Here is an 18,380-nt window from a genome sequence, read left to right as displayed (position 1 = left end):
AACTTATCTTCCCAACCACGGCTGTGGATTGACCGCCTGACCCTGGCGGCGAATTTCGAAATAGAGCGACGGACGGCCCTGACCGCCGCTGCTGCCTACGAGCGCGATAGGCTGACCAGCACGAACCTGCGTACCGACGCTGACCAGCGCGCTTTGGTTATAGCCATACAGGCTCATGTCGCCTTTGCCATGTTCGACCACCACCACCAGACCATAGCCCTGCAGCCAGTCAGCCAGAATGACCCGACCATCGGCAATGGCTCTGACTTCGGTGCCTTCAGACGCGGCGATAACCATCCCTTTCCAACGTAGTTCACCTTGCAGCTGTTCGCCATATCGATGAAGGAGCGGACCGCGAACCGGCCAGAACGCCTGGCCGCGCGGCGAGCCCAGCCCGCCGGTGCGTGACATCAGCGAACGCTCGCTTTCCGTTGGTTTATAGGTGGTGCCTTTGCGCGATGCTTCCTGCTGGCGGTCGCGCACCGCCTGCGCATCGCGAGCTTCCCGATCGGCTCGGGCTTTGGCGGCAGCCTCCGCCTGGGCGATACGACCGCGTAGGCGCGATTCGTTAGCCCGCAATTCACTTAACTGTTGCTGACCCTGCTGAATGGCGGACTCCAGACCGGAAAGGGTCTTTTTCCGTTCGTTACGCGCCTGCTCCAGCTTCGCCTGCTGGGCTTTTTGTTCGTAGACCAGCGTCTGCTGCTGGCTCTGCTTCTCTTCGAGCATCGACTTTTGCACCGCCATCTCTTCGCGCGTTTTCTTCAGCTCCGCAATAGTCTCCTGACGGGCCTGGTTGAAATAGCTGAAGTAGACCTGCATCCGCTGATTGCGCTGGCCCTCTTCACCGCTCAGCACCATCTGGATGCCGGTATGCGGCCCCTGGCGGAACGCGGCGTCAAGCTGCGCGGCGAGGTTACGTTCCTGAGACGCGCGCTGACGCTCCAGCTTCGCGAGAGAAGCGTTCATCTCGTCAATCTGCTTATTGAGCTGGTTCAGGCTGTCCTGGGTTTCACGCAGTTTGCGGGCCGCGGCGGCGATCGCCTCTTCCTGCGCTTTGAGCTGGGCGAGCAGGCTTGCGCGCTGCTGCTGCTGTTGCTTAATCGCCCGCTGCCTGGCGGCGATGTCGGCCTGGATGGACTTTAGCTGATCGCGATCGTCGGCGTGCGCAGATGACGCGCACAGCAATACGCCAGCGCTGAGCGCGCTGGCGTAAAGGACGGATCGAACTGCCGTTGCGATCCATGTAGTTGAATACGTCGCCTTTCCCCTCATGGGGAAGGATTATTCCACGATGAACAGCGGCTTGCCAGTCATCTCTTGCGGGATTTCCATTCCCATCAGCGACAGCATGGTCGGGGCGATGTCGGAAAGTTTACCGCCATTGACCGCTTTGACCGCTTTGTTACCGACGTAGATCAGCGGAACCGGCAGGTTGGTATGGGCGGTGTGCGCCTGACCGGTGGCCGGGTCGCGCATCTGCTCGGCGTTGCCGTGGTCGGCGGTGATCAGCAACTGGCCGCCAACGGATTCCACCGCCTGAGTCACCTGGTCGATGCAGTGATCCAGCGCTTCAACCGCCTTCACTGCCGCTTCCATCACCCCGGTATGGCCAACCATATCGCCGTTCGGGTAGTTACAGATGATGGTGTCGTATTTGCCACCTTTGATGGCGGCGACCAGTTTCTCGGTCAGCTCGGCGGAGCTCATTTCTGGCTGCAGATCGTAGGTTGCCACTTTTGGTGAGTTAATCAGAATACGCTCTTCGCCTTTAAACGGCTCTTCTACGCCGCCGTTGAAGAAGAAGGTGACGTGAGCGTATTTCTCGGTTTCGGAGATGCGCAGCTGGGTTTTATCGTGCTTCGCCATCCACTCGCCGAAGGTGTTAGCCAGTGAGGCGGGCGGATAAGCGCAGGCGACTTTGATGTCGGCGGCGTATTCGGTGAGCATCACGAAGTCGAGGTTAACCACTTTCTTACGCGCGAAGCCGTCGAAGTCGGCGTTGACGAAGGCGCGGGTGATTTCACGCGCGCGGTCAGCACGGAAGTTCATGAAGATCAGCGCGTCGCCGTCTTCCATCGCGGCATCGGCCTGGCCGGCGGCGCGGATAACGGTGGCTTTGACGAATTCGTCGTTTTCGTCACGGGCGTAGGCGGCCTGCAGACCCGCGACGGCGGTATCGGCCTGGAATTCGCCTTTCGCCAGGGTCATCAGATCATAAGCTTGTTCCACGCGATCCCAGCGGTTATCGCGATCCATGGCATAGTAGCGGCCAATAATAGACGCGATGCGGCCTTTGCCCAGCGCGGCAAATTTGGCTTCGAATGTCGCCAGCGTTTTTTCCGCGCTGCGCGGCGGCGTATCACGGCCATCAAGGAAGGCGTGCAGATAGATTTTCTCAGCGCCGCGCTCTGCTGCCAGCTCCACCATCGCCATGATGTGATCTTCGTGGCTGTGGACGCCGCCCGGAGACATCAGGCCCATGATGTGGACCGCTTTACCGGCGGCAACCGCTTTGTCGACCGCGGCGGTGAGTACCGGGTTGGCGAAGAAGGTGCGTTCTTTAATTTCAACATCGAGACGGGTCAGGTCCTGGTAGACGATACGACCGGCGCCCAGGTTGACGTGGCCTACTTCGGAGTTCCCCATCTGACGGTCCGGCAGGCCGACTTCCAGGCCAGATGCATCGATCAGGGTATGCGGACGTTTGGCCCACAGGGCGTCCATTACCGGCGTTTTAGCGCTGTAAATGGCGTTATCCTGTTGGTCTTCGCGATAGCCGTAGCCATCCAGAATCACCAGTACCATAGGTTTTTTAGAAACCGACATTGCGACAACCTCATGCTCAAAGACAGAAATTTTGCGTAATTTTACTACAGCTGAATCGTTTAAATCCCCGTGAAAGATCAAAGAAAGGGAAGGGGCGGCGTCAGAGGCGATGATGAAGGCGGCTTTTTTTTCGTGACCGCCCGCAGAAAATACATTACATCGCGCTCACTGGCTGTATTTGCCGCAATGCACAGGTATACTCCTTCCCTGGTTTTTTATCACTTAGTCGGGAGTTGTAACCCCCCATGCAAGAAATTATGCAATTCATCGGCCGTCACCCGGTCCTGAGCATCGCGTGGATCGCGCTGCTGGGTGCGGTACTGTTCACCACCTTTAAAGGGTTGATGTCGAAAGTTAAAGTCATCACCCGTGGTGAAGCGACGCGTCTTATCAATAAAGAAGATGCGGTGGTGGTCGACCTGCGTCAGCGTGACGATTTCCGTAAAGGCCATATTGCCGGCGCCATCAACCTGCTGCCTGCCGATATCAAAGCCAATAACGTCGGCGAGTTGGAAAAACACAAATCGCAACCCATTATTGTGGTAGACGGTTCCGGCATGCAGGCGCAAGAGCCAGCCAGCGCGCTGAACAAAGCCGGGTTTGAAAAAGTCTTTGTACTGAAAGAGGGCATCGCTGGCTGGAGCGGCGAAAACCTTCCTCTGGTACGCGGCAAATAACTTACCTCGCGTGGTAATGCCGCCGCGCTTTCCCCTTCATGCCTGACGTGAGGGGAAGCTCAGGCTGCGGCGTAAAACCCCAGGGTAAAAACAGGAGTAAAGTCATGGCCAATATTGAGATCTACACCAAAGCGACCTGCCCGTTCTGCGTACGCGCGAAAGCGCTGTTGAACAGCAAAGGCGTAACGTTCCATGAGTTGCCGATCGATGGCGATGCCGCGAAGCGTGAGGAGATGATCCAGCGCAGCGGACGGACGACGGTTCCGCAGATTTTTATTGATGCGCAGCACATTGGCGGCTGTGACGACTTGTATGCGCTTGATTCACGTGGTGGACTTGATCCCCTCTTGCGCTAATTTTTGCGCGCTTTCCCTGGCGGAAGCGCGTATTTAAGGACAACACGAAAGGGTTTTACTATGTCAGAACAAAACAGCACCGAAATGACCTTCCAGATCCAGCGTATCTATACCAAAGATATCTCTTTTGAAGCGCCGAACGCGCCGCAAGTTTTCCAGAAAGACTGGCAGCCGGAAGTTAAACTTGATCTGGATACCGCCTCCACCCAGCTGGCTGAAGGCGTTTATGAAGTGGTGCTGCGTGTGACCGTGACCGCCGCGCTGGGCGAAGAAACCGCGTTCCTCTGTGAAGTACAGCAGGGCGGTATTTTCTCCATCGACGGCATCGAAGGCACCCAGATGGCGCACTGCCTCGGCGCATACTGCCCGAACATTCTGTTCCCGTACGCGCGTGAGTGCATCACCAGCCTGGTTTCCCGCGGCACCTTCCCGCAACTTAACCTTGCGCCAGTGAACTTCGACGCGCTGTTTATGAACTATCTGCAGCAGCAGGCTGGCGAAGGTGCTGAACAACATCAGGATGCCTGATGAACGCACTTAATGCTGCAATGACTGTGATCGGTGCCGGCTCTTACGGCACCGCTCTTGCCATCACCCTGGCAAGAAATGGCCACCACGTTGTGCTCTGGGGCCATGACCCGAAACATATCGCGACGCTGCAACACGATCGCTGCAACGCCGCGTTCCTTCCCGATGTGCCTTTCCCGGATACGCTGCATCTTGAGAGCGACCTGGCCACCGCGCTGGCCGCCAGCCGCGACATCCTTGTCGTGGTGCCAAGCCATGTGTTCGGCCAGGTATTACGTCAGATTAAACCGCTGATGCGTCCCGACGCACGTCTGGTGTGGGCGACCAAAGGCCTCGAGGCTGAAACCGGCCGCCTGCTGCAGGACGTAGCGCGTGAAGCGCTGGGCGATGATATCCCGCTGGCGGTGATCTCGGGGCCAACCTTCGCCAAAGAGCTGGCCGCCGGTCTGCCGACGGCGATTTCGCTGGCAGCGACGGATCCGCAGTTTGCCGAGGATCTGCAGCACCTGCTGCACTGCGGCAAAAGTTTCCGCGTCTACATCAATCCGGACTTTATCGGCGTGCAGCTCGGCGGCGCGGTGAAAAACGTCATTGCCATCGGGGCCGGTATGTCGGATGGCATCGGCTTCGGCGCCAATGCGCGTACGGCGCTGATTACCCGTGGGCTGGTGGAAATGTCCCGTCTCGGCGCGGCGCTGGGCGCCGATCCGGAAACCTTTATGGGTATGGCCGGTCTCGGTGACCTGGTGCTCACCTGCACCGACAACCAGTCCCGTAACCGTCGCTTCGGCATGATGCTCGGCCAGGGTATGGACGTGCAGAGCGCCCAGGACAAGATTGGCCAGGTGGTCGAAGGCTACCGCAATACCAAGGAAGTTCGCGTTCTGGCACAGCGTTTAGGTGTCGAAATGCCAATAACCGAGGAAATTTATCAGGTATTGTATTGCGGAAAAATTGCGCGCGAGGCAGCATTGACCTTATTGGGTCGCGCCCGCAAGGACGAGCGCAGCAGCAATTAGCTTTCCTTTGTCACCTGAATGACCCTGCCAGCGCAGAACTGGCAGGTCATTATCATATCGTCTGGAGTATGCAATGCCGTGTGAAGAACTGGATATCGTCTGGAATAATATTAAAGCCGAAGCCCGGGCTCTGGCTGACTGTGAGCCGATGCTCGCCAGTTTTTACCACGCTACGCTACTCAAGCATGAAAATCTGGGCAGTGCGCTGAGCTATATGCTGGCCAACAAGCTGGCCTCGCCGATTATGCCAGCGATCGCCATTCGCGAAGTGGTGGAAGAGGCCTATGCCGCCGATCCGGAAATGATCGCCTCCGCCGCCTGCGATATTCAGGCGGTGCGCACGCGCGACCCGGCGGTGGATAAATACTCCACGCCGCTGCTCTACCTGAAGGGTTTCCATGCGCTGCAGGCCTACCGTATCGGCCACTGGCTGTGGACTCAGGGCCGACGTGCGCTGGCGATTTTCCTGCAAAATCAGGTCTCCGTCTCCTTCCAGGTGGATATCCACCCGGCGGCGAAAATCGGCCGCGGGATCATGCTCGACCACGCCACCGGCATTGTGGTCGGCGAAACGGCGGTGATTGAAGATGACGTCTCTATCCTGCAGTCGGTCACCCTCGGCGGTACCGGTAAAACCAGCGGCGACCGTCACCCGAAAATTCGCGAAGGCGTGATGATTGGCGCCGGGGCGAAGATCCTCGGTAATATCGAAGTGGGACGTGGGGCGAAGATTGGCGCCGGTTCGGTGGTATTGCAGCCGGTTCCGCCGCACACCACCGCGGCGGGCGTACCGGCGCGCATCGTTGGCAAGCCGGAGAGCGACAAGCCGGCGATGGACATGGATCAGCATTTCAACGGCATCCACCACACCTTCGAGTACGGCGACGGGATTTGATGTATTGCCATTTGCCGCTGTTAAGCTTAGATATGTAGCCCGGATAAGGCGCGGTGCGCCGCCATCCGGGAATGGCTCAGGTTAGCTGCGCAACACGGCGCCCGGATACCCCAGCTGGCGCCAGGCCTCATACACCACCACCGACACCGCGTTGGACAGGTTCATGCTGCGGCTGTCCGGCATCATCGGAATACGGATTTTCTGCTCTGGCGGCAGGGCATCGAGGATGCTGGCCGGCAGACCGCGGGTTTCCGGGCCAAACATCAAGAAATCGCCATCCTGATAGCTCACTGCGCTGTGCGCCGGCGTGCCTTTGGTGGTCAGGGCGAACAACCGCTGTGGCTGCGCGCTGGCGAGAAACGCCGCGTAATCCGCATGGCGCTGCACGGCAGTGAACTCGTGATAGTCCAGTCCGGCGCGTCTCAGGCGTTTATCGTCCCAGGTAAAGCCCATCGGCTCAATGATATGCAGACTGAAGCCCGTGTTGGCGCACAGGCGGATAATATTCCCGGTGTTCGGCGGGATCTCTGGTTCGAATAACACGATGTTCAGCATACTGCCCCCTTAATTGCGGGGGGCAGAATAGCAGATATTTGGCGAACCCTCACCCCGGCCCTCTCCCTGAGGGAGAGGGGGAAAACCGGCGCCGGTCGGTGGATCGGAGGGTGCGGGTAAAGGACTCACCCATCAGTCGATACTTTTCGTGGACAGAGGCTCAGGGAAACGCCGCCGCTAACCTGTCTGCCGGACAGTCCCCTCTCCCTGAGGGAGAGGGTTAGGGTGAGGGGAGAGAATGACGCCGCCGCCTACGCGGCGTTATTCTGCTTGAGCGCATCGAAGGTCTGCAGCGCTTCGGCGTTCTGCACCAGCGAATCACGGCTGATTTCACGGATGGTTTTCGCCCCGGTCAGGGTCATCGCCACTTTCATTTCTTTTTCGATCAGGTTCAGCAGATTCGCCACGCCCTGCTTACCGTGGGTCGCCAGGGCGTACAGGTAAGCGCGGCCCAGTAGCACGCTGTCGGCGCCCAGGGCGATCATCCGCACCACGTCGAGCCCGTTGCGGATGCCGCTGTCGGCGAGAATAGTGATGTCGCCTTTCACCGCGTCGGCAATGGCCGGCAGGGCGCGGGCCGAGGAGAGCACGCCATCGAGCTGGCGGCCGCCGTGGTTAGAGACCACAATGCCGTCAGCGCCGAAGCGCACCGCGTCGCGGGCGTCCTCCGGATCGAGGATCCCTTTGATCACCATCGGACCGTCCCAGAAATCGCGGATCCACTCGAGGTCTTTCCATGAAATCGACGGATCGAAGTTATTCGCCAGCCAGCCGATGTAATCCTCCAGACCGGTCGGTTGGCCGAGATAGGCGGAGATATTGCCCAGATCGTGCGGGCGACCGTTAAGGCCGACGTCCCACGCCCACTGCGGATGAGTCACCGCCTGCCAGTAGCGGCGCAGGGCGGCGTTCGGGCCGCTCATGCCGGAATGGGCGTCGCGGTAGCGGGCGCCAGGGGTCGGCATATCGACGGTAAAGACCAGCGTCGAGCAGCCGGCGGCCTTGGCGCGCTCCAGCGCATTGCGCATAAAGCCGCGGTCGCGCAGGACGTATAACTGGAACCACATCGGGCGTTTGATGGTCGGGGCGACCTCTTCAATCGGGCAAACGGAAACGGTAGAGAGGGTGAACGGAATGCCTTTGTCGTCCGCCGCGCCGGCGGCCTGCACTTCGCCGCGGCGAGCGTACATGCCGCACAGCCCGACCGGCGCCAGCGCCGTCGGCATCGCCAGCTTCTCATTGAACAGAGTGGTCTCGAGACTCAGATCCGACATATTGCGCAAAATACGCTGGCGCAAGGCCACATCGGACAGGTCCTCGACGTTACGGCGCAGGGTATGTTCGGCGTAGGCGCCGCCGTCGATATAGTGGAACAGAAACGGCGGCAGGATACGCTGTGCGGCGGCGCGATAGTCGCTGGCGGCGGAAATAATCATCACGAGTTCTCCCTGGAATTTTCATTGTGGTCACCGGGCAGGCGGGTAATTCGCGCCTGGCGGGCCTGGTCTTCATCAAAACGTTTAATCGTGGCGTGGACAAAACCTAAGTGGCCCATCATCGCCTGGCGCGCCGCCTCGGCGTCACCGGCAACAATAGCCTCCATAACGGCCTGGTGCTGTTCAGTCAGGCGGGCAAACACCGGCGGCACCAGATACATGCGCTGGCGGCTCTGCTTAACGGAGGAGTGCAGCAGGTCGAAAAAACCGCGCATGGTTTGCAGGAGCACCACGTTATGCGAGGCTTCGGCGATGGCCAGATGGAAGCGGACATCCGCCTGCGAGGCGATATCCGGGTCTTCACTCTGGGTCGCTTCAAAGCACAGACGAATTTTTTCTTTATCGGCGTCGGTGGCCCGCATCGCTGCGTGCCACGCGGTGCTGGCCTCGATGGCGTGGCGGGCTTCGAGGATGTCGAAGCTGTAGTCCGGGTCATCGGCCAGCAGCGTCTTCAGCGGCTGGACGATGTTTTGCTCCGACCACGGTTCATGCTGCCAGCGGACGAAGGTGCCGCCGCCGCGACGGCTCAGCAGCACGCCTTCATTGACCAGCATCGCCAGCGCTTCGCGCAGGGAATTGCGCGAGACGCCGAGCTGGGCGGCGAGCTGGCGTTCAGCGGGCAGTCGCATGCCCGCCTCCAGCTGTTGTTCTTCAATCAGCGCCCGGACGCGACGCGCCACGTCGTCGGCCAGGCGTTTAGGCATCACTATCACGGGATCATCCAGGTTAAAACGTAGGCCTGCAGCGTGGTGATCAGGCCCACCATGCAGGTGAAGATCAGGCTGTGTTTGACGGTAAAGCGGAACAGATCCGACTCTTTACCCACCAGGCCTACCGCGGCGCAGGCGATGGCGATCGACTGAGGGGAAATCATCTTGCCAGTGACGCCGCCGGTGGTGTTGGCCGCGACCAGCAGAATATCGGAGACGCCAATCTGCTGCGCGGCCGTTGCCTGCAGTGCGGCGAAGAGGGCGTTAGACGAGGTGTCCGAACCGGTCAGGAATACCCCCAGCCAGCCAAGGAACGGCGAGAAGAAGGTAAACGCGTGGCCGGTATGCGCCAGCGCCAGGGCCAGGGTCGACGACAGCCCGGAGTAGTTGGAGATAAAGGCGAACGCCAGCACCATGCCGATAGAGTAGATCGGCAGCGCCAGATCCTTCAGCGTCCCGGCGAAGGTGGTCAGCGCGTCTTTTGGCTTCATGCGCAGCCAGACGATGGACAGCAGGGCGGCGAACAGAATGGCGGTGCCGGTTGCCGACAGCCAGTCGAATTTATACACCGCGGCGTATGGCGTCGCGGCGCTAACTACCGGCGGCATACGGGCAACCATTTTGTCGAGGAACGGCACCGAAATATTGATGACGAAGTCATACATTGCGCCGCCCGGTGCGAACAGCGCTTTAAACGGCGGTACGCTCCACAGGGTCACGGTGGCGGTCAGGAACAGGAACGGCGACCAGGCGCGGATCACTTGTCCCGCCGTGTAGCGGGTGCGGGCCAGCGTCATATCCACCTGCGAGGCGCCGATATCGCCGAAGCGGAAGATGCGTACCGGCTGCCAGCGTTTGAGGAACAGGGTCAGACAGACCAGGGAGACCAGCGACGAGATGATGTCCGGCAGCTCCGGGCCAAGGAAGTTAGAGCTGAGGTACTGGGCAATAGCGAACGAACCGCCTGCCACCATCACCGCCGGCCAGGTCTCTTTGATGCCGCGCCAGCCATCCATGATGGCCATGATCCAGAACAGGACGATAATGGTCAGGAACGGCAGCTGACGGCCCACCATCTGGCCGATAGCAAAGCTGTCGATACCGGTCACCTGGCCGGCGACCAGGATCGGGATGCCCATCGCGCCGAAGGCCACCGGCGCGGTGTTGACGATCAGGCACAGGCCAGCCGCATACAGCGGGTTAAACCCAAGGCCGACCAGCAGCGCGGCGGTAATCGCCACCGGCGCGCCGAAACCCGCCGCCCCTTCGAGAAAGGCGCCGAACGAGAAGCCGACGATCAGCATCTGCAGGCGCTGGTCCGGCGTAATCGACAGAATCGATGAGCGGATGATGTCGAACTGCCCGGTCTTCACCGAGATTTTATAGACGAAGACCGCGGCGATAATAATCCACGCGATAGGCCACAGGCCGTAGAAGAAGCCGTAGACCACCGAGGCTAAGGCGCGGTCCACCGGCATTTTATAGAACAGCAAGGCGACGGCCAGCGCAATAGCGACGGTCCAGGTGGCTGCGAGGTAGCCTTTCAGTTTGAGCTTAATCAGCGCAAAAAAGAAAAACAGAATCGGTAGCGATGCGATAAGACTGGATAACCAGATATTACCGGCGGGATCGTAGTTTTGTTGCCAGAGATTCATGCAGGGTCTCCATCGGGCCGCCAGGAGAGGAGGGCTGAGTCTGCGCTCATTGCCGATCCCATCGTAGGTAAAATTGGCCCGGCCAATTAAGGGTATCAGGGTTGATGACAACGAATGGTTAATCAGATGTTGCTCTTAAGCAACGTGTTTGTGATGTATTTTGATGGATTTGTGAACTGCTGGGGGGTAGATGAAATTATTGGTTGGACCAATCGACCTGGCTGAGGGTAAAAATGTGGGAAGTGAAGACAGAATGACCCTCTCCGGGCGGAGAGGGCAGGGGATCAGAATTCGCTGCGGGCGAAACCGGTCATCTCTTTCAGACCCATTTCCCGGCCCAGGGCGGTCATCGGATGGACGACCACCAGACCGCGAACGCTTTTCTTCAGCTTGCCCATATCGGCCTGCTCTTTTTTGGTGATCGCGCGGCGGAACGGCAGGCTCATTAGTTTCTGCGCCTCTTTGCTCAGCTTCTGGCTCTGGACGGAACGCAGACGTTCAATCTCCGCTTCCAGGGTGGCTTTTTCTTTTTCCAGCTCGGCGTATTTGTCGGCGGCTTCCACCAGCGACAGCTCGGCCTGCTGATGGCGGATGGCGTCGAGACGGTCGCTCAGGCGCTTGATTTCATTTTTTTCGACTTCTTTCATGGTGACTTAATCTGTTAATAAAGGGGCTTCATTCGCCTATAGTATGTGCCGTGACCGCCATTGTTGATAGTTATTTATCAAAAATTCGCCGTTTATCGCCCGCAGAATGCTATACCAGCGCTCGCTAATAATTTGAATTTTATTAATATTCCGCCTAATACCCGTTCTAATTTCATTTCTGTGAAGCCCGTCGGCAGATAAGCACGTTTTCCTTAACCCGCGCCGGTGATTTGGCTAATGCTTAATCAGATTATTCCCAAAAGGAGGACGTGATGGCAAAGATCGGCGACGGCGTACCACGTTTAATCGATAAAGCGGTTGATTTTATGGCTTCCAGTCAGGCGTTTATGGAGTATTTGAAAAAATCTCCGCGTCTGCAGCATATACCGCGAGATATTCCCCAGGATAAGGAAGCGTTGTTTCTGCAGCGTCTGGAATATTATCGTCAGCTTTACCGGCCGACCTGCGACCAGACGGAGCCGGAGTCAGAGCGTTGATTTCTGGAAGGCTTTTTTTAAGCTGATTCGCGAAATCAGCTCAGTCAGGGACAACACCATTGTTGAGCGCACCATCTGCTGGTAACGCAGCTTCTGCATTGCCAGCAGTTCGGCATCGCTGTCATCAAACTGCGGCGTTGGCGGCAGGGCGGCGACGCAGTGCAGCTCGCCGAACGGACCGATAATTTCGTCGTCGGTAAAGCTGTACTCATTGCCGTCGTGGTTAAGCTCTTCGCGCAGGGCCATCAGCAGTTCGGCGTCTTCATATTCGGCACGACTTATCACCCCAAGGCCATAAATCAGCTTCAGGCGTACAGAGAGATCGCCGAGCGGCCCGCTGCCCTCCAGCAAGGGCTCGACGGCGTATTTCACCGCGTAGTCGTCTTTACGGAACACCTGAAGCACCAGAATATTGACCGCTTCCGTTAACAGTTCGACGGTGGCGATCAGGAAGCTTCGTACGGTTTTGCCAGCATTCAGACGCTCAAGCACACGGTTTTCAAATGCTTGTGTTTCTTCCATCATTGCCTGCATATCTGACAGGAGTCGTAATGGGCGCGACGTTGGTCGCGCCAGGTTGTGCATCATTTTTCCGCGTTGTAGTCGTTAACGGCCTCCGCGACGACATCACTTGCGGCATCCAGGCCGGAAATCTGCGCCAGCGCGGCCTGCGGCCCCTTGTCGGCGATCAGGGCTGCCAACTCCTGCGCCTGCGGATCGTCTTCGCTACGGAAATGCATCGCCGCTGCAATCCCTTTCACCAGGTTGCGGTGCGGCAGACCGTATTCCAGGGTACCCAGCAGCGGCTTAATTAAACGGTCGCCAGCGCTCAGTTTGCGCAGCGGCTGACGGCCAACGCGCTCAACATCGTCTTTCAGGTACGGGTTCTCGAAACGTCCAAGAATTTTCTGGATATAAGCCGCGTGTTTCTGCGGGTCAAAGGCGTAACGTTTGATCAGCACCGCGCCGCTCTCTTCCATCGCGCCCTGCACGACGGCACGAATTTTCTCGTCGAGGATCGCGTCGCGAATCGTCTGGTGGCCCGCCAGTTTTCCGAGGTAGGCGGTTATAGCATGCCCGGTGTTCAAGGTGAAGAGCTTGCGTTCGACAAATGCCATCAGGTTATCAGTTAATTCCATTCCCGGGATAGTCGGCAGCGCGCCCTTGAACTGCGTCTTATCGACAATCCACTCGCTGAAGGTTTCCACGGTGACTTCCAGCGGGTCATGGGTGGCGGAAGCCGATGGCGGCACAATACGGTCAACGGCGGAGTCGACAAAGCCGATATGGGCTTCAACCCACGCTTTATCTTCTTCCGCCAGCGCGTTAAACACGTGGCCTTTTAACTGCGTGGTGCCGCGCACCATATTTTCGCAGGCGATAATGTTCAGCGGACGTTCGCTGCCCTGCGCTTTGCGCTTCGCCAGCCCTTTGGCGATGGCCGGGGCGATGCGCTCGAGTACGACGGGACCGACGGCGGTGGTGACCAGATCCACCTCAGCGATCAGGTCCACAACCTCATCGCCGATGCTGCTGACGGCATTGACGCCGGAGACAGTATCCACCTGCTCATTCTCACCGACGACGTGAACCTGATAGCTATGACGGGCATTCAGGGCATCAAGTACGGTCTGATTGACATCGGCGAACGTCAGTTCAATGCCCGCGTCGGCCAGCAATTTACCGATAAAGCCACGTCCGATATTACCTGCGCCAAAATGTAATGCTTTCATAGTATTAACCTTCAATTAATGTTTTTACCTGAGAGGGCTGGGGTGAGGCTTTGCCCCTCACCCAAACCCTCTCCCAAAGGGAGAGGGAATGGACCGCTTTGGTTATTTATTCAACAGTGCCAGAACTTCGTCGACGCTGGTGGTTTTCGCCAGGCGCTCAATCACGGTTTCGTCATCCAGGGCGTTAGTCAGGCTGGTGATAACCTGAATATGCTCGTTGTTGCGGGCCGCGATGCCGATGACCAGACGGGCGACATCGTCTTCATCTTCCCCAAAGCGCACGCCTTCCGGGTACTGGCAGAAGACGACGCCGGTTTTCAGCACACGGTCTTTCGCTTCGATGGTGCCGTGCGGTACCGCGATGGACTCGCCGAGATAGGTCGAGGTCAGTTTTTCGCGGTCCAGCATCGCCTGCACATATTCCGGCTCGACGTAGCCGCCTTTCACCAGCTGCTCGCCGGCGAAGCGAATGGCTTCTTCTTTGGTGGCTGCTTTGCGCCCGAGGAAGATGTTATCCGCACCCAACTGGAACAGGTTTTTGTCGCCATCATCAAAGCTGTCTTTCAGGCTATCGGTAACTTTCACTTCATTCTCGATGTGGCGCTGGGCCGCGACCAGACGCTCAGTCAGGCTGGTGTACAGACCGCTGTCGAGGAAGTTGGTCAGCGAAATATGCTGCGCCTGTGGTACCTGGCGCATCGCCCGCTCGGTCAGGTCACGGTGAGTGATAACCAGGTCAACATCCGGCGGCAGGTTATTGATCGCGCTGTTGGTAACCGAGATGTTACTCAGTCCGGCATCCTGCACTTTCTTGCGCAGTACCCCGGCGCCCATGGCGCTGGAACCCATCCCGGCGTCGCAGGCGACGATGATTTTACGCACATGGCTCAGGTCGTTGGTGACATTACCGGCCGCCAGCGGGCTGGCGCCTTTGGATTCCGCTTTCATGTCATGCATACGACGCGTTGCGGCTTCGATATCGTCTTCTTCTTTTACCTTGCTGGTCTTCAGCAGAACCGCAGAGACCACGAAGGAGACCGCCATCGCTGCGATAATCGCGGCGATGTTAGCGAAGTAGGCGCCTTTCGGCGTCATCGCCAGCACCGCCAGGATAGAGCCTGGGGAAGCCGGAGAGACCAGACCGCCATTGAGGATGGTCAGGGTGAAGACACCGGTCATCCCGCCGAGGATAACGGCCAGGATCAGACGTGGGTTCATCAGCACGTACGGGAAGTAGATTTCATGGATACCCCCCAGGAAGTGGATGATAGCCGCCCCGCCTGCTGACTGTTTTGCGCTGCCGCGACCAAAGAACATGTACGCCAGCAGAACGCCCATCCCCGGACCCGGGTTAGCTTCAATCAGGAAGAAGATAGATTTACCCAGCTCGTGGGACTGCTGAATACCCAGCGGCGAGAAGATACCGTGGTTAATGGCGTTATTGAGGAACAGGATTTTTGCCGGTTCCACGAAGATAGACGCCAGCGGCAGCATGTCGTGCGCCACCATAAAGTTAACGCCAGCCGCCAGAATTTTCGACAGAACTTCAACCGCCGGGCCAATGCCGAGGAAGGCCAGAATGGCGAGGATCATCCCGATGATGCCAGCGGAGAAGTTATTCACCAGCATTTCAAAACCGGATTTGATCTTACCGTCTACCCAGTTATCGAACTTCTTGATGCAGTAGCCGCCCAGCGGGCCGGCAATCATTGAGCCGAGGAACATCGGCATATCCGCGCCGACGATAACGCCCATGGTGGTGATCGCCCCGACCACGCCACCACGTTCGCCGCCGACTAATTTACCGCCGGTGTAACCGATCAGCAGCGGCAGCAGGTAGGTGATCATCGGACCGACCAGCTTCGCCAGCGTTTCGTTTGGCAACCACCCTGTCGGAATGAAAAGCGCGGTGATGATACCCCACGCGATAAACGCGCCGATATTCGGCATCACCATATTGCTGAGGAAACGACCAAAGCTTTGCACCTTGATCTTGATATCGGATGACATAAAACACCCCTTCTTCTGTTTTGCGTATCGCGCAGGCTTAAAGCCCGAGGTTTGTTGTTAATGTGGCGGCAGAGGTAGCCGGGCCCTGATTGATAGTGCGAAATCTGGCACTGAATCGTTTAGCTGTCCAGCCAGCGCCCTTTTGTGTGATACGGATCACATGAATATAGGGGGCAAAGCGCTTTTTGTAGTGATGCTGATCACATAATTCCTGTGTAAAAAAACAACACAGCGCCTTTTTAGCCGCTGATCTGCCTTTTTGTGTGATATTTGTCACAATTTTGTTTCGTGGTTTTGTTGTTTGTTTGTGATTTTGATCACAAAGAATTTCACGGTGGATTTTTGCCGCTGTGATCTCGGCCCGGTTTTGCGGCCAGGGCGAGATGGCTCTGTAACTAAGCAACCTTAACTGCCGAATAACTTTTTTACGCCGGATGGCAAAAATGAAAGGCGTGAATTATGCTCAAAATAGCGGCCCGAATGTCAGTGGGTCGTGAATAAAATTCATATAAATTATTAGCGTAAAGCCGAGGGAATTATGTTTCTCAATTATTTTGCGCTGGGCGTTCTGATCTTCGTTTTTCTGGTCATTTTTTATGGGATTATCATTATTCACGATATTCCTTATTTGATCGCCAAAAAACGCAACCACCCTCATTCCGATGCTATTCATGTCGCCGGATGGGTCAGTCTTTTTACTCTCCACGTCATCTGGCCGTTTTTATGGATTTGGGCCACGTTGTACCAGCCTGAGCGCGGCTGGGGCATGCAGCATAAGGCGAATACGGCCCCTGACGAACCTGAAAAAGAGACCGATATACAACAGCTTCGCCAACGACTGAGCGACCTTGAACACCAGGTGGCGGCCATCCAGCGGCCGCAGTCCACCTCTGCGGCGGAGAAATAATCTATGGATCTGTTGATAATTTTGACCTACGTGGCCATCGCCTGGTCGATATTTAAAATCTTCAAAATACCGGTAAATAAATGGACGGTACCTACCGCGGCGCTGGGGGGCGTATTTATTGTTAGCGCGCTTATTTTATTAATGAACTATAACCACCCTTACACCTTTCTGGCGCAAAAGGCGGTGATATCTATTCCTATTACGCCGCAGGTTACCGGAGTGGTTAACAGCGTCACCGACAAAGCGAATCAGCGCGTCAAAAAGGGTGAGGTGCTTTTTACTATTGACCCGGCGCGCTATCAGGCGCGGGTCGACCGTCTGCAGGCCGACCTGGTGACGGCGCTGCACAGTATTAACACCCTCAAAGCGCAGCTCTCTGAAGCCCAGGCCAACACCACCCGCGTGTCGGCGGAACGCGATCGCTTATACAAGGACTATCAGCGCTACCTGAAAGGGAGCCAGGCGCGGGTGAACCCGTTCTCGGAAAGCGACATCGATAACGCCAGGCAGAATTACCTTGCCCAGGACGCGCTGGTCAAGGCGTCGGTGGCGGAGCAGGCGCAGATCCAGAGCCAGCTGGACAGCATGATCAACGGCGAGCAGTCGCAAGTGGCCAGCCTGCGCGCCCAGCTGGCGGAGGCGAAATATAATCTCGATCAGACCACCGTGCGGGCGCCAAGCGATGGGTATATCACCCAGGTGCTGATCCGTCCGGGGACCTATGCCGCCTCGCTGCCGCTGCGTCCGGTGATGGTGTTTATCCCCGAGCAAAAACGGCTGATCGTCGCCCAGTTTCGGCAAAATTCCCTGTTAAGGCTGGAGAAAGGCGACGACGCGGAAGCGGTGTTTAACGCCCTGCCCGGGCAGGTGTTCCACGGCAAACTGGTGAGTATTTTACCGGTGGTGCCGGGAGGAAGTTATCAGGCGCAAGGGGCGTTACAGTCGCTGACCGTGACGCCGGGCAGCGATGGCGTGCTGGCGACCATCGAGCTCGACCCCAATGCCGAAATTGATGCGCTGCCCGATGGCATCTACGCGCAGGTGGCGGTCTACTCCGACCATTTCGCCCACGTCTCGGTGATGCGTAAAGTGCTGCTGCGGATGACCAGCTGGATGCACTACCTCTATCTCGACCATTAATGCGATCGGCGGCAGGTTGAGCGGGACGCTCACCTGCCTTTTGTCCTGCCCTGAGCCATACTCATATCTTTGTTGGCGATAATTTGTTGGCGATAAGGAGCAGGCTATGAAACTGATCGGCAGCTACACCAGTCCCTTTGTGCGCAAAATCTCCGTGATCCTGCTGGAAAAGCGCATCCCTTTTGAGTTTGTCAACGAATCCCCCTACAGCGAAAGCAACGGTGTGGCGCGCTATAACCCGCTGGGCAAAGTGCCGGCGCTGGTGACGGACGACGGTGAGTGCTGGTTTGACTCCCCGGTCATCGCCCAGTATCTGGAGCTGCTGGGCGTGGCGCCGCCGATGATCCCCGCCGACCCCAGAGCCGCTCTCAGGATGCGCCAGCTTGAAGCACTGGCGGATGGAGTGATGGAGGCCGCCCAGGCGCTGGTGCGCGAAAAAGCCCGCCCGGGCGCGCAACAGTCAGAGCAAGAGCTGCTCCGCCAGCGGGAGAAAGTGGCTCGCGGCCTCGACCGGCTGGAAGCCTGCGCGGCAGACGGAACGCTGCGCGGCGACGAGGTTAATCTGGCGACCATTTCCACGGCCTGCGCCATTGCTTATCTGAACTTTCGCCGGGTCGCGCCCGGCTGGTGCGCCACCCGGCCGCAACTGGTGAAGCTGGTGGATGCGTTGTTCCAGCGCGCCAGCTTTGCGCGTACCGAACCGCCGCGGACTTGACCCAGGCAGGT

At 57.9% G+C, this 18,380-nt stretch carries 19 protein-coding genes; 9 read left to right on the top strand and 10 right to left on the bottom strand.

The features are described 5' to 3' along the window. Window positions 1–3: 3 nt before the first annotated feature. Together envC and gpmM are read right to left on the bottom strand one after the other, a co-directional pair. The gene (gene envC / locus FHW76_RS15080; RefSeq protein WP_008806853.1) at window positions 4–1,275 is read right to left on the bottom strand and encodes a murein hydrolase activator EnvC; all 1,272 of its coding nucleotides are present in this window, start codon (window positions 1,273–1,275) and stop codon (window positions 4–6) included. 9 nt (window positions 1,276–1,284) lie between these two features. Then, entirely contained in the window at window positions 1,285–2,829 is a 1,545-nt protein-coding gene (gpmM, locus tag FHW76_RS15075; protein WP_008806854.1) for a 2,3-bisphosphoglycerate-independent phosphoglycerate mutase, read from the bottom strand. Window positions 2,830–3,074: 245 nt separating this feature from the next. On the opposite strand from gpmM, the gene FHW76_RS15070 reads away from it, so the two are divergent. The 5 genes from FHW76_RS15070 (at window position 3,075) to cysE (ending at window position 6,304) form a co-directional block, all read left to right on the top strand. Next, entirely contained in the window at window positions 3,075–3,506 is a 432-nt protein-coding gene (locus tag FHW76_RS15070) for a rhodanese-like domain-containing protein (protein ID WP_008806855.1), read from the top strand. 104 nt (window positions 3,507–3,610) lie between these two features. Then, on the top strand, window positions 3,611–3,862 hold the full coding sequence (gene grxC / locus FHW76_RS15065) for a glutaredoxin 3 (protein ID WP_008806856.1): 252 nt from the start codon (window positions 3,611–3,613) through the stop codon (window positions 3,860–3,862). A 60-nt stretch (window positions 3,863–3,922) separates the two neighbouring features. Further along, window positions 3,923–4,390: a protein-export chaperone SecB gene (gene secB, locus FHW76_RS15060; protein WP_002922428.1), complete on the top strand. Its 468-nt coding sequence runs from the start codon at window positions 3,923–3,925 to the stop codon at window positions 4,388–4,390. Continuing rightward, entirely contained in the window at window positions 4,390–5,409 is a 1,020-nt protein-coding gene (gpsA, locus tag FHW76_RS15055) for an NAD(P)H-dependent glycerol-3-phosphate dehydrogenase (RefSeq protein ID WP_008806857.1), read from the top strand. Before secB ends, gpsA begins: the two co-directional genes overlap by 1 nt. 73 nt (window positions 5,410–5,482) lie before the next feature. After that, window positions 5,483–6,304, top strand: coding sequence for a serine O-acetyltransferase (cysE, locus tag FHW76_RS15050; RefSeq protein WP_002922426.1), 822 nt, complete (start codon window positions 5,483–5,485; stop codon window positions 6,302–6,304). Window positions 6,305–6,385: 81 nt separating this feature from the next. Here the strand turns inward: cysE and trmL are convergent, their stop codons facing one another. From trmL to FHW76_RS15025, 5 genes are all read right to left on the bottom strand, one after another. Beyond that, window positions 6,386–6,859, bottom strand: a complete 474-nt coding sequence (gene trmL / locus FHW76_RS15045; RefSeq protein ID WP_004205043.1) for a tRNA (uridine(34)/cytosine(34)/5-carboxymethylaminomethyluridine(34)-2'-O)-methyltransferase TrmL — start codon at window positions 6,857–6,859, stop codon at window positions 6,386–6,388. A 251-nt stretch (window positions 6,860–7,110) separates the two neighbouring features. After that, window positions 7,111–8,295 (bottom strand): FMN-dependent L-lactate dehydrogenase LldD, encoded by a 1,185-nt coding sequence (gene lldD, locus FHW76_RS15040; protein ID WP_008806858.1) that lies wholly within the window; start codon window positions 8,293–8,295, stop codon window positions 7,111–7,113. Further along, window positions 8,295–9,068, bottom strand: a complete 774-nt coding sequence (gene lldR / locus FHW76_RS15035; protein ID WP_008806859.1) for a transcriptional regulator LldR — start codon at window positions 9,066–9,068, stop codon at window positions 8,295–8,297. Before lldR ends, lldD begins: the two co-directional genes overlap by 1 nt. After that, window positions 9,065–10,720, bottom strand: a complete 1,656-nt coding sequence (gene lldP / locus FHW76_RS15030; protein WP_008806860.1) for an L-lactate permease — start codon at window positions 10,718–10,720, stop codon at window positions 9,065–9,067. The genes lldR and lldP overlap by 4 nt, the downstream gene beginning before the upstream one ends. Before the next feature lie 284 nt (window positions 10,721–11,004). After that, window positions 11,005–11,367 carry a YibL family ribosome-associated protein gene (locus tag FHW76_RS15025; RefSeq protein ID WP_008806861.1) on the bottom strand — a complete coding sequence of 121 codons (363 nt, stop codon included), beginning with the start codon at window positions 11,365–11,367 and terminating at the stop codon, window positions 11,005–11,007. A gap of 272 nt (window positions 11,368–11,639) precedes the next feature. Here FHW76_RS15025 and FHW76_RS15020 point away from each other — a divergent pair, with 272 nt between their 5' ends. Further along, window positions 11,640–11,864, top strand: a complete 225-nt coding sequence (locus FHW76_RS15020; protein ID WP_012540317.1) for a hypothetical protein — start codon at window positions 11,640–11,642, stop codon at window positions 11,862–11,864. Here the strand turns inward: FHW76_RS15020 and mtlR are convergent. The 3 genes from mtlR to mtlA form a co-directional block, all read right to left on the bottom strand. Further along, on the bottom strand, window positions 11,853–12,449 hold the full coding sequence (gene mtlR / locus FHW76_RS15015; RefSeq protein ID WP_002922401.1) for a mannitol operon repressor MtlR: 597 nt from the start codon (window positions 12,447–12,449) through the stop codon (window positions 11,853–11,855). The genes FHW76_RS15020 and mtlR overlap by 12 nt on opposite strands. Continuing rightward, window positions 12,449–13,597 (bottom strand): mannitol-1-phosphate 5-dehydrogenase, encoded by a 1,149-nt coding sequence (gene mtlD / locus FHW76_RS15010; protein ID WP_008806863.1) that lies wholly within the window; start codon window positions 13,595–13,597, stop codon window positions 12,449–12,451. The genes mtlR and mtlD overlap by 1 nt, the downstream gene beginning before the upstream one ends. 102 nt (window positions 13,598–13,699) lie before the next feature. After that, complete coding sequence (mtlA, locus tag FHW76_RS15005) at window positions 13,700–15,607, bottom strand: PTS mannitol transporter subunit IICBA (RefSeq protein ID WP_004173919.1); 1,908 nt, start codon at window positions 15,605–15,607, stop codon at window positions 13,700–13,702. 538 nt (window positions 15,608–16,145) lie between these two features. Here mtlA and FHW76_RS15000 point away from each other — a divergent pair. The 3 genes from FHW76_RS15000 (at window position 16,146) to FHW76_RS14990 (ending at window position 18,369) form a co-directional block, all read left to right on the top strand. Then, window positions 16,146–16,514 (top strand): DUF3302 domain-containing protein, encoded by a 369-nt coding sequence (locus FHW76_RS15000; RefSeq protein ID WP_004152044.1) that lies wholly within the window; start codon window positions 16,146–16,148, stop codon window positions 16,512–16,514. A gap of 3 nt (window positions 16,515–16,517) precedes the next feature. Next, entirely contained in the window at window positions 16,518–17,654 is a 1,137-nt protein-coding gene (locus FHW76_RS14995; protein WP_009484617.1) for an HlyD family secretion protein, read from the top strand. A 106-nt stretch (window positions 17,655–17,760) separates the two neighbouring features. Further along, window positions 17,761–18,369: a glutathione S-transferase gene (locus FHW76_RS14990; protein WP_004145238.1), complete on the top strand. Its 609-nt coding sequence runs from the start codon at window positions 17,761–17,763 to the stop codon at window positions 18,367–18,369. Window positions 18,370–18,380: the final 11 nt, after the last annotated feature.

Origin of the sequence: Klebsiella sp. RC2 (assembly GCF_014192815.1) — a bacterium.
In the GTDB taxonomy this organism is placed as follows: Bacteria; Pseudomonadota; Gammaproteobacteria; order Enterobacterales; family Enterobacteriaceae; genus Klebsiella; species Klebsiella variicola.
The sequence above is the reverse complement of the archived record's forward strand: the minus strand, read 5'-3'. Positions and strand labels throughout refer to the sequence as shown.

Coding starts and splice junctions, on each gene's coding strand:
- envC (WP_008806853.1), bottom strand. CDS start 1,275: ATGAGGGGAAAGGCGACGTATTCAACTACATGGATCGCAACGGCAGTT.
- gpmM (WP_008806854.1), bottom strand. CDS start 2,829: ATGTCGGTTTCTAAAAAACCTATGGTACTGGTGATTCTGGATGGCTAC.
- FHW76_RS15070 (WP_008806855.1), top strand. CDS start 3,075: ATGCAAGAAATTATGCAATTCATCGGCCGTCACCCGGTCCTGAGCATC.
- grxC (WP_008806856.1), top strand. CDS start 3,611: ATGGCCAATATTGAGATCTACACCAAAGCGACCTGCCCGTTCTGCGTA.
- secB (WP_002922428.1), top strand. CDS start 3,923: ATGTCAGAACAAAACAGCACCGAAATGACCTTCCAGATCCAGCGTATC.
- gpsA (WP_008806857.1), top strand. CDS start 4,390: ATGAACGCACTTAATGCTGCAATGACTGTGATCGGTGCCGGCTCTTAC.
- cysE (WP_002922426.1), top strand. CDS start 5,483: ATGCCGTGTGAAGAACTGGATATCGTCTGGAATAATATTAAAGCCGAA.
- trmL (WP_004205043.1), bottom strand. CDS start 6,859: ATGCTGAACATCGTGTTATTCGAACCAGAGATCCCGCCGAACACCGGG.
- lldD (WP_008806858.1), bottom strand. CDS start 8,295: ATGATTATTTCCGCCGCCAGCGACTATCGCGCCGCCGCACAGCGTATC.
- lldP (WP_008806860.1), bottom strand. CDS start 10,720: ATGAATCTCTGGCAACAAAACTACGATCCCGCCGGTAATATCTGGTTA.
- FHW76_RS15025 (WP_008806861.1), bottom strand. CDS start 11,367: ATGAAAGAAGTCGAAAAAAATGAAATCAAGCGCCTGAGCGACCGTCTC.
- FHW76_RS15020 (WP_012540317.1), top strand. CDS start 11,640: ATGGCAAAGATCGGCGACGGCGTACCACGTTTAATCGATAAAGCGGTT.
- mtlR (WP_002922401.1), bottom strand. CDS start 12,449: ATGCACAACCTGGCGCGACCAACGTCGCGCCCATTACGACTCCTGTCA.
- mtlD (WP_008806863.1), bottom strand. CDS start 13,597: ATGAAAGCATTACATTTTGGCGCAGGTAATATCGGACGTGGCTTTATC.
- mtlA (WP_004173919.1), bottom strand. CDS start 15,607: ATGTCATCCGATATCAAGATCAAGGTGCAAAGCTTTGGTCGTTTCCTC.
- FHW76_RS15000 (WP_004152044.1), top strand. CDS start 16,146: ATGTTTCTCAATTATTTTGCGCTGGGCGTTCTGATCTTCGTTTTTCTG.
- FHW76_RS14995 (WP_009484617.1), top strand. CDS start 16,518: ATGGATCTGTTGATAATTTTGACCTACGTGGCCATCGCCTGGTCGATA.
- FHW76_RS14990 (WP_004145238.1), top strand. CDS start 17,761: ATGAAACTGATCGGCAGCTACACCAGTCCCTTTGTGCGCAAAATCTCC.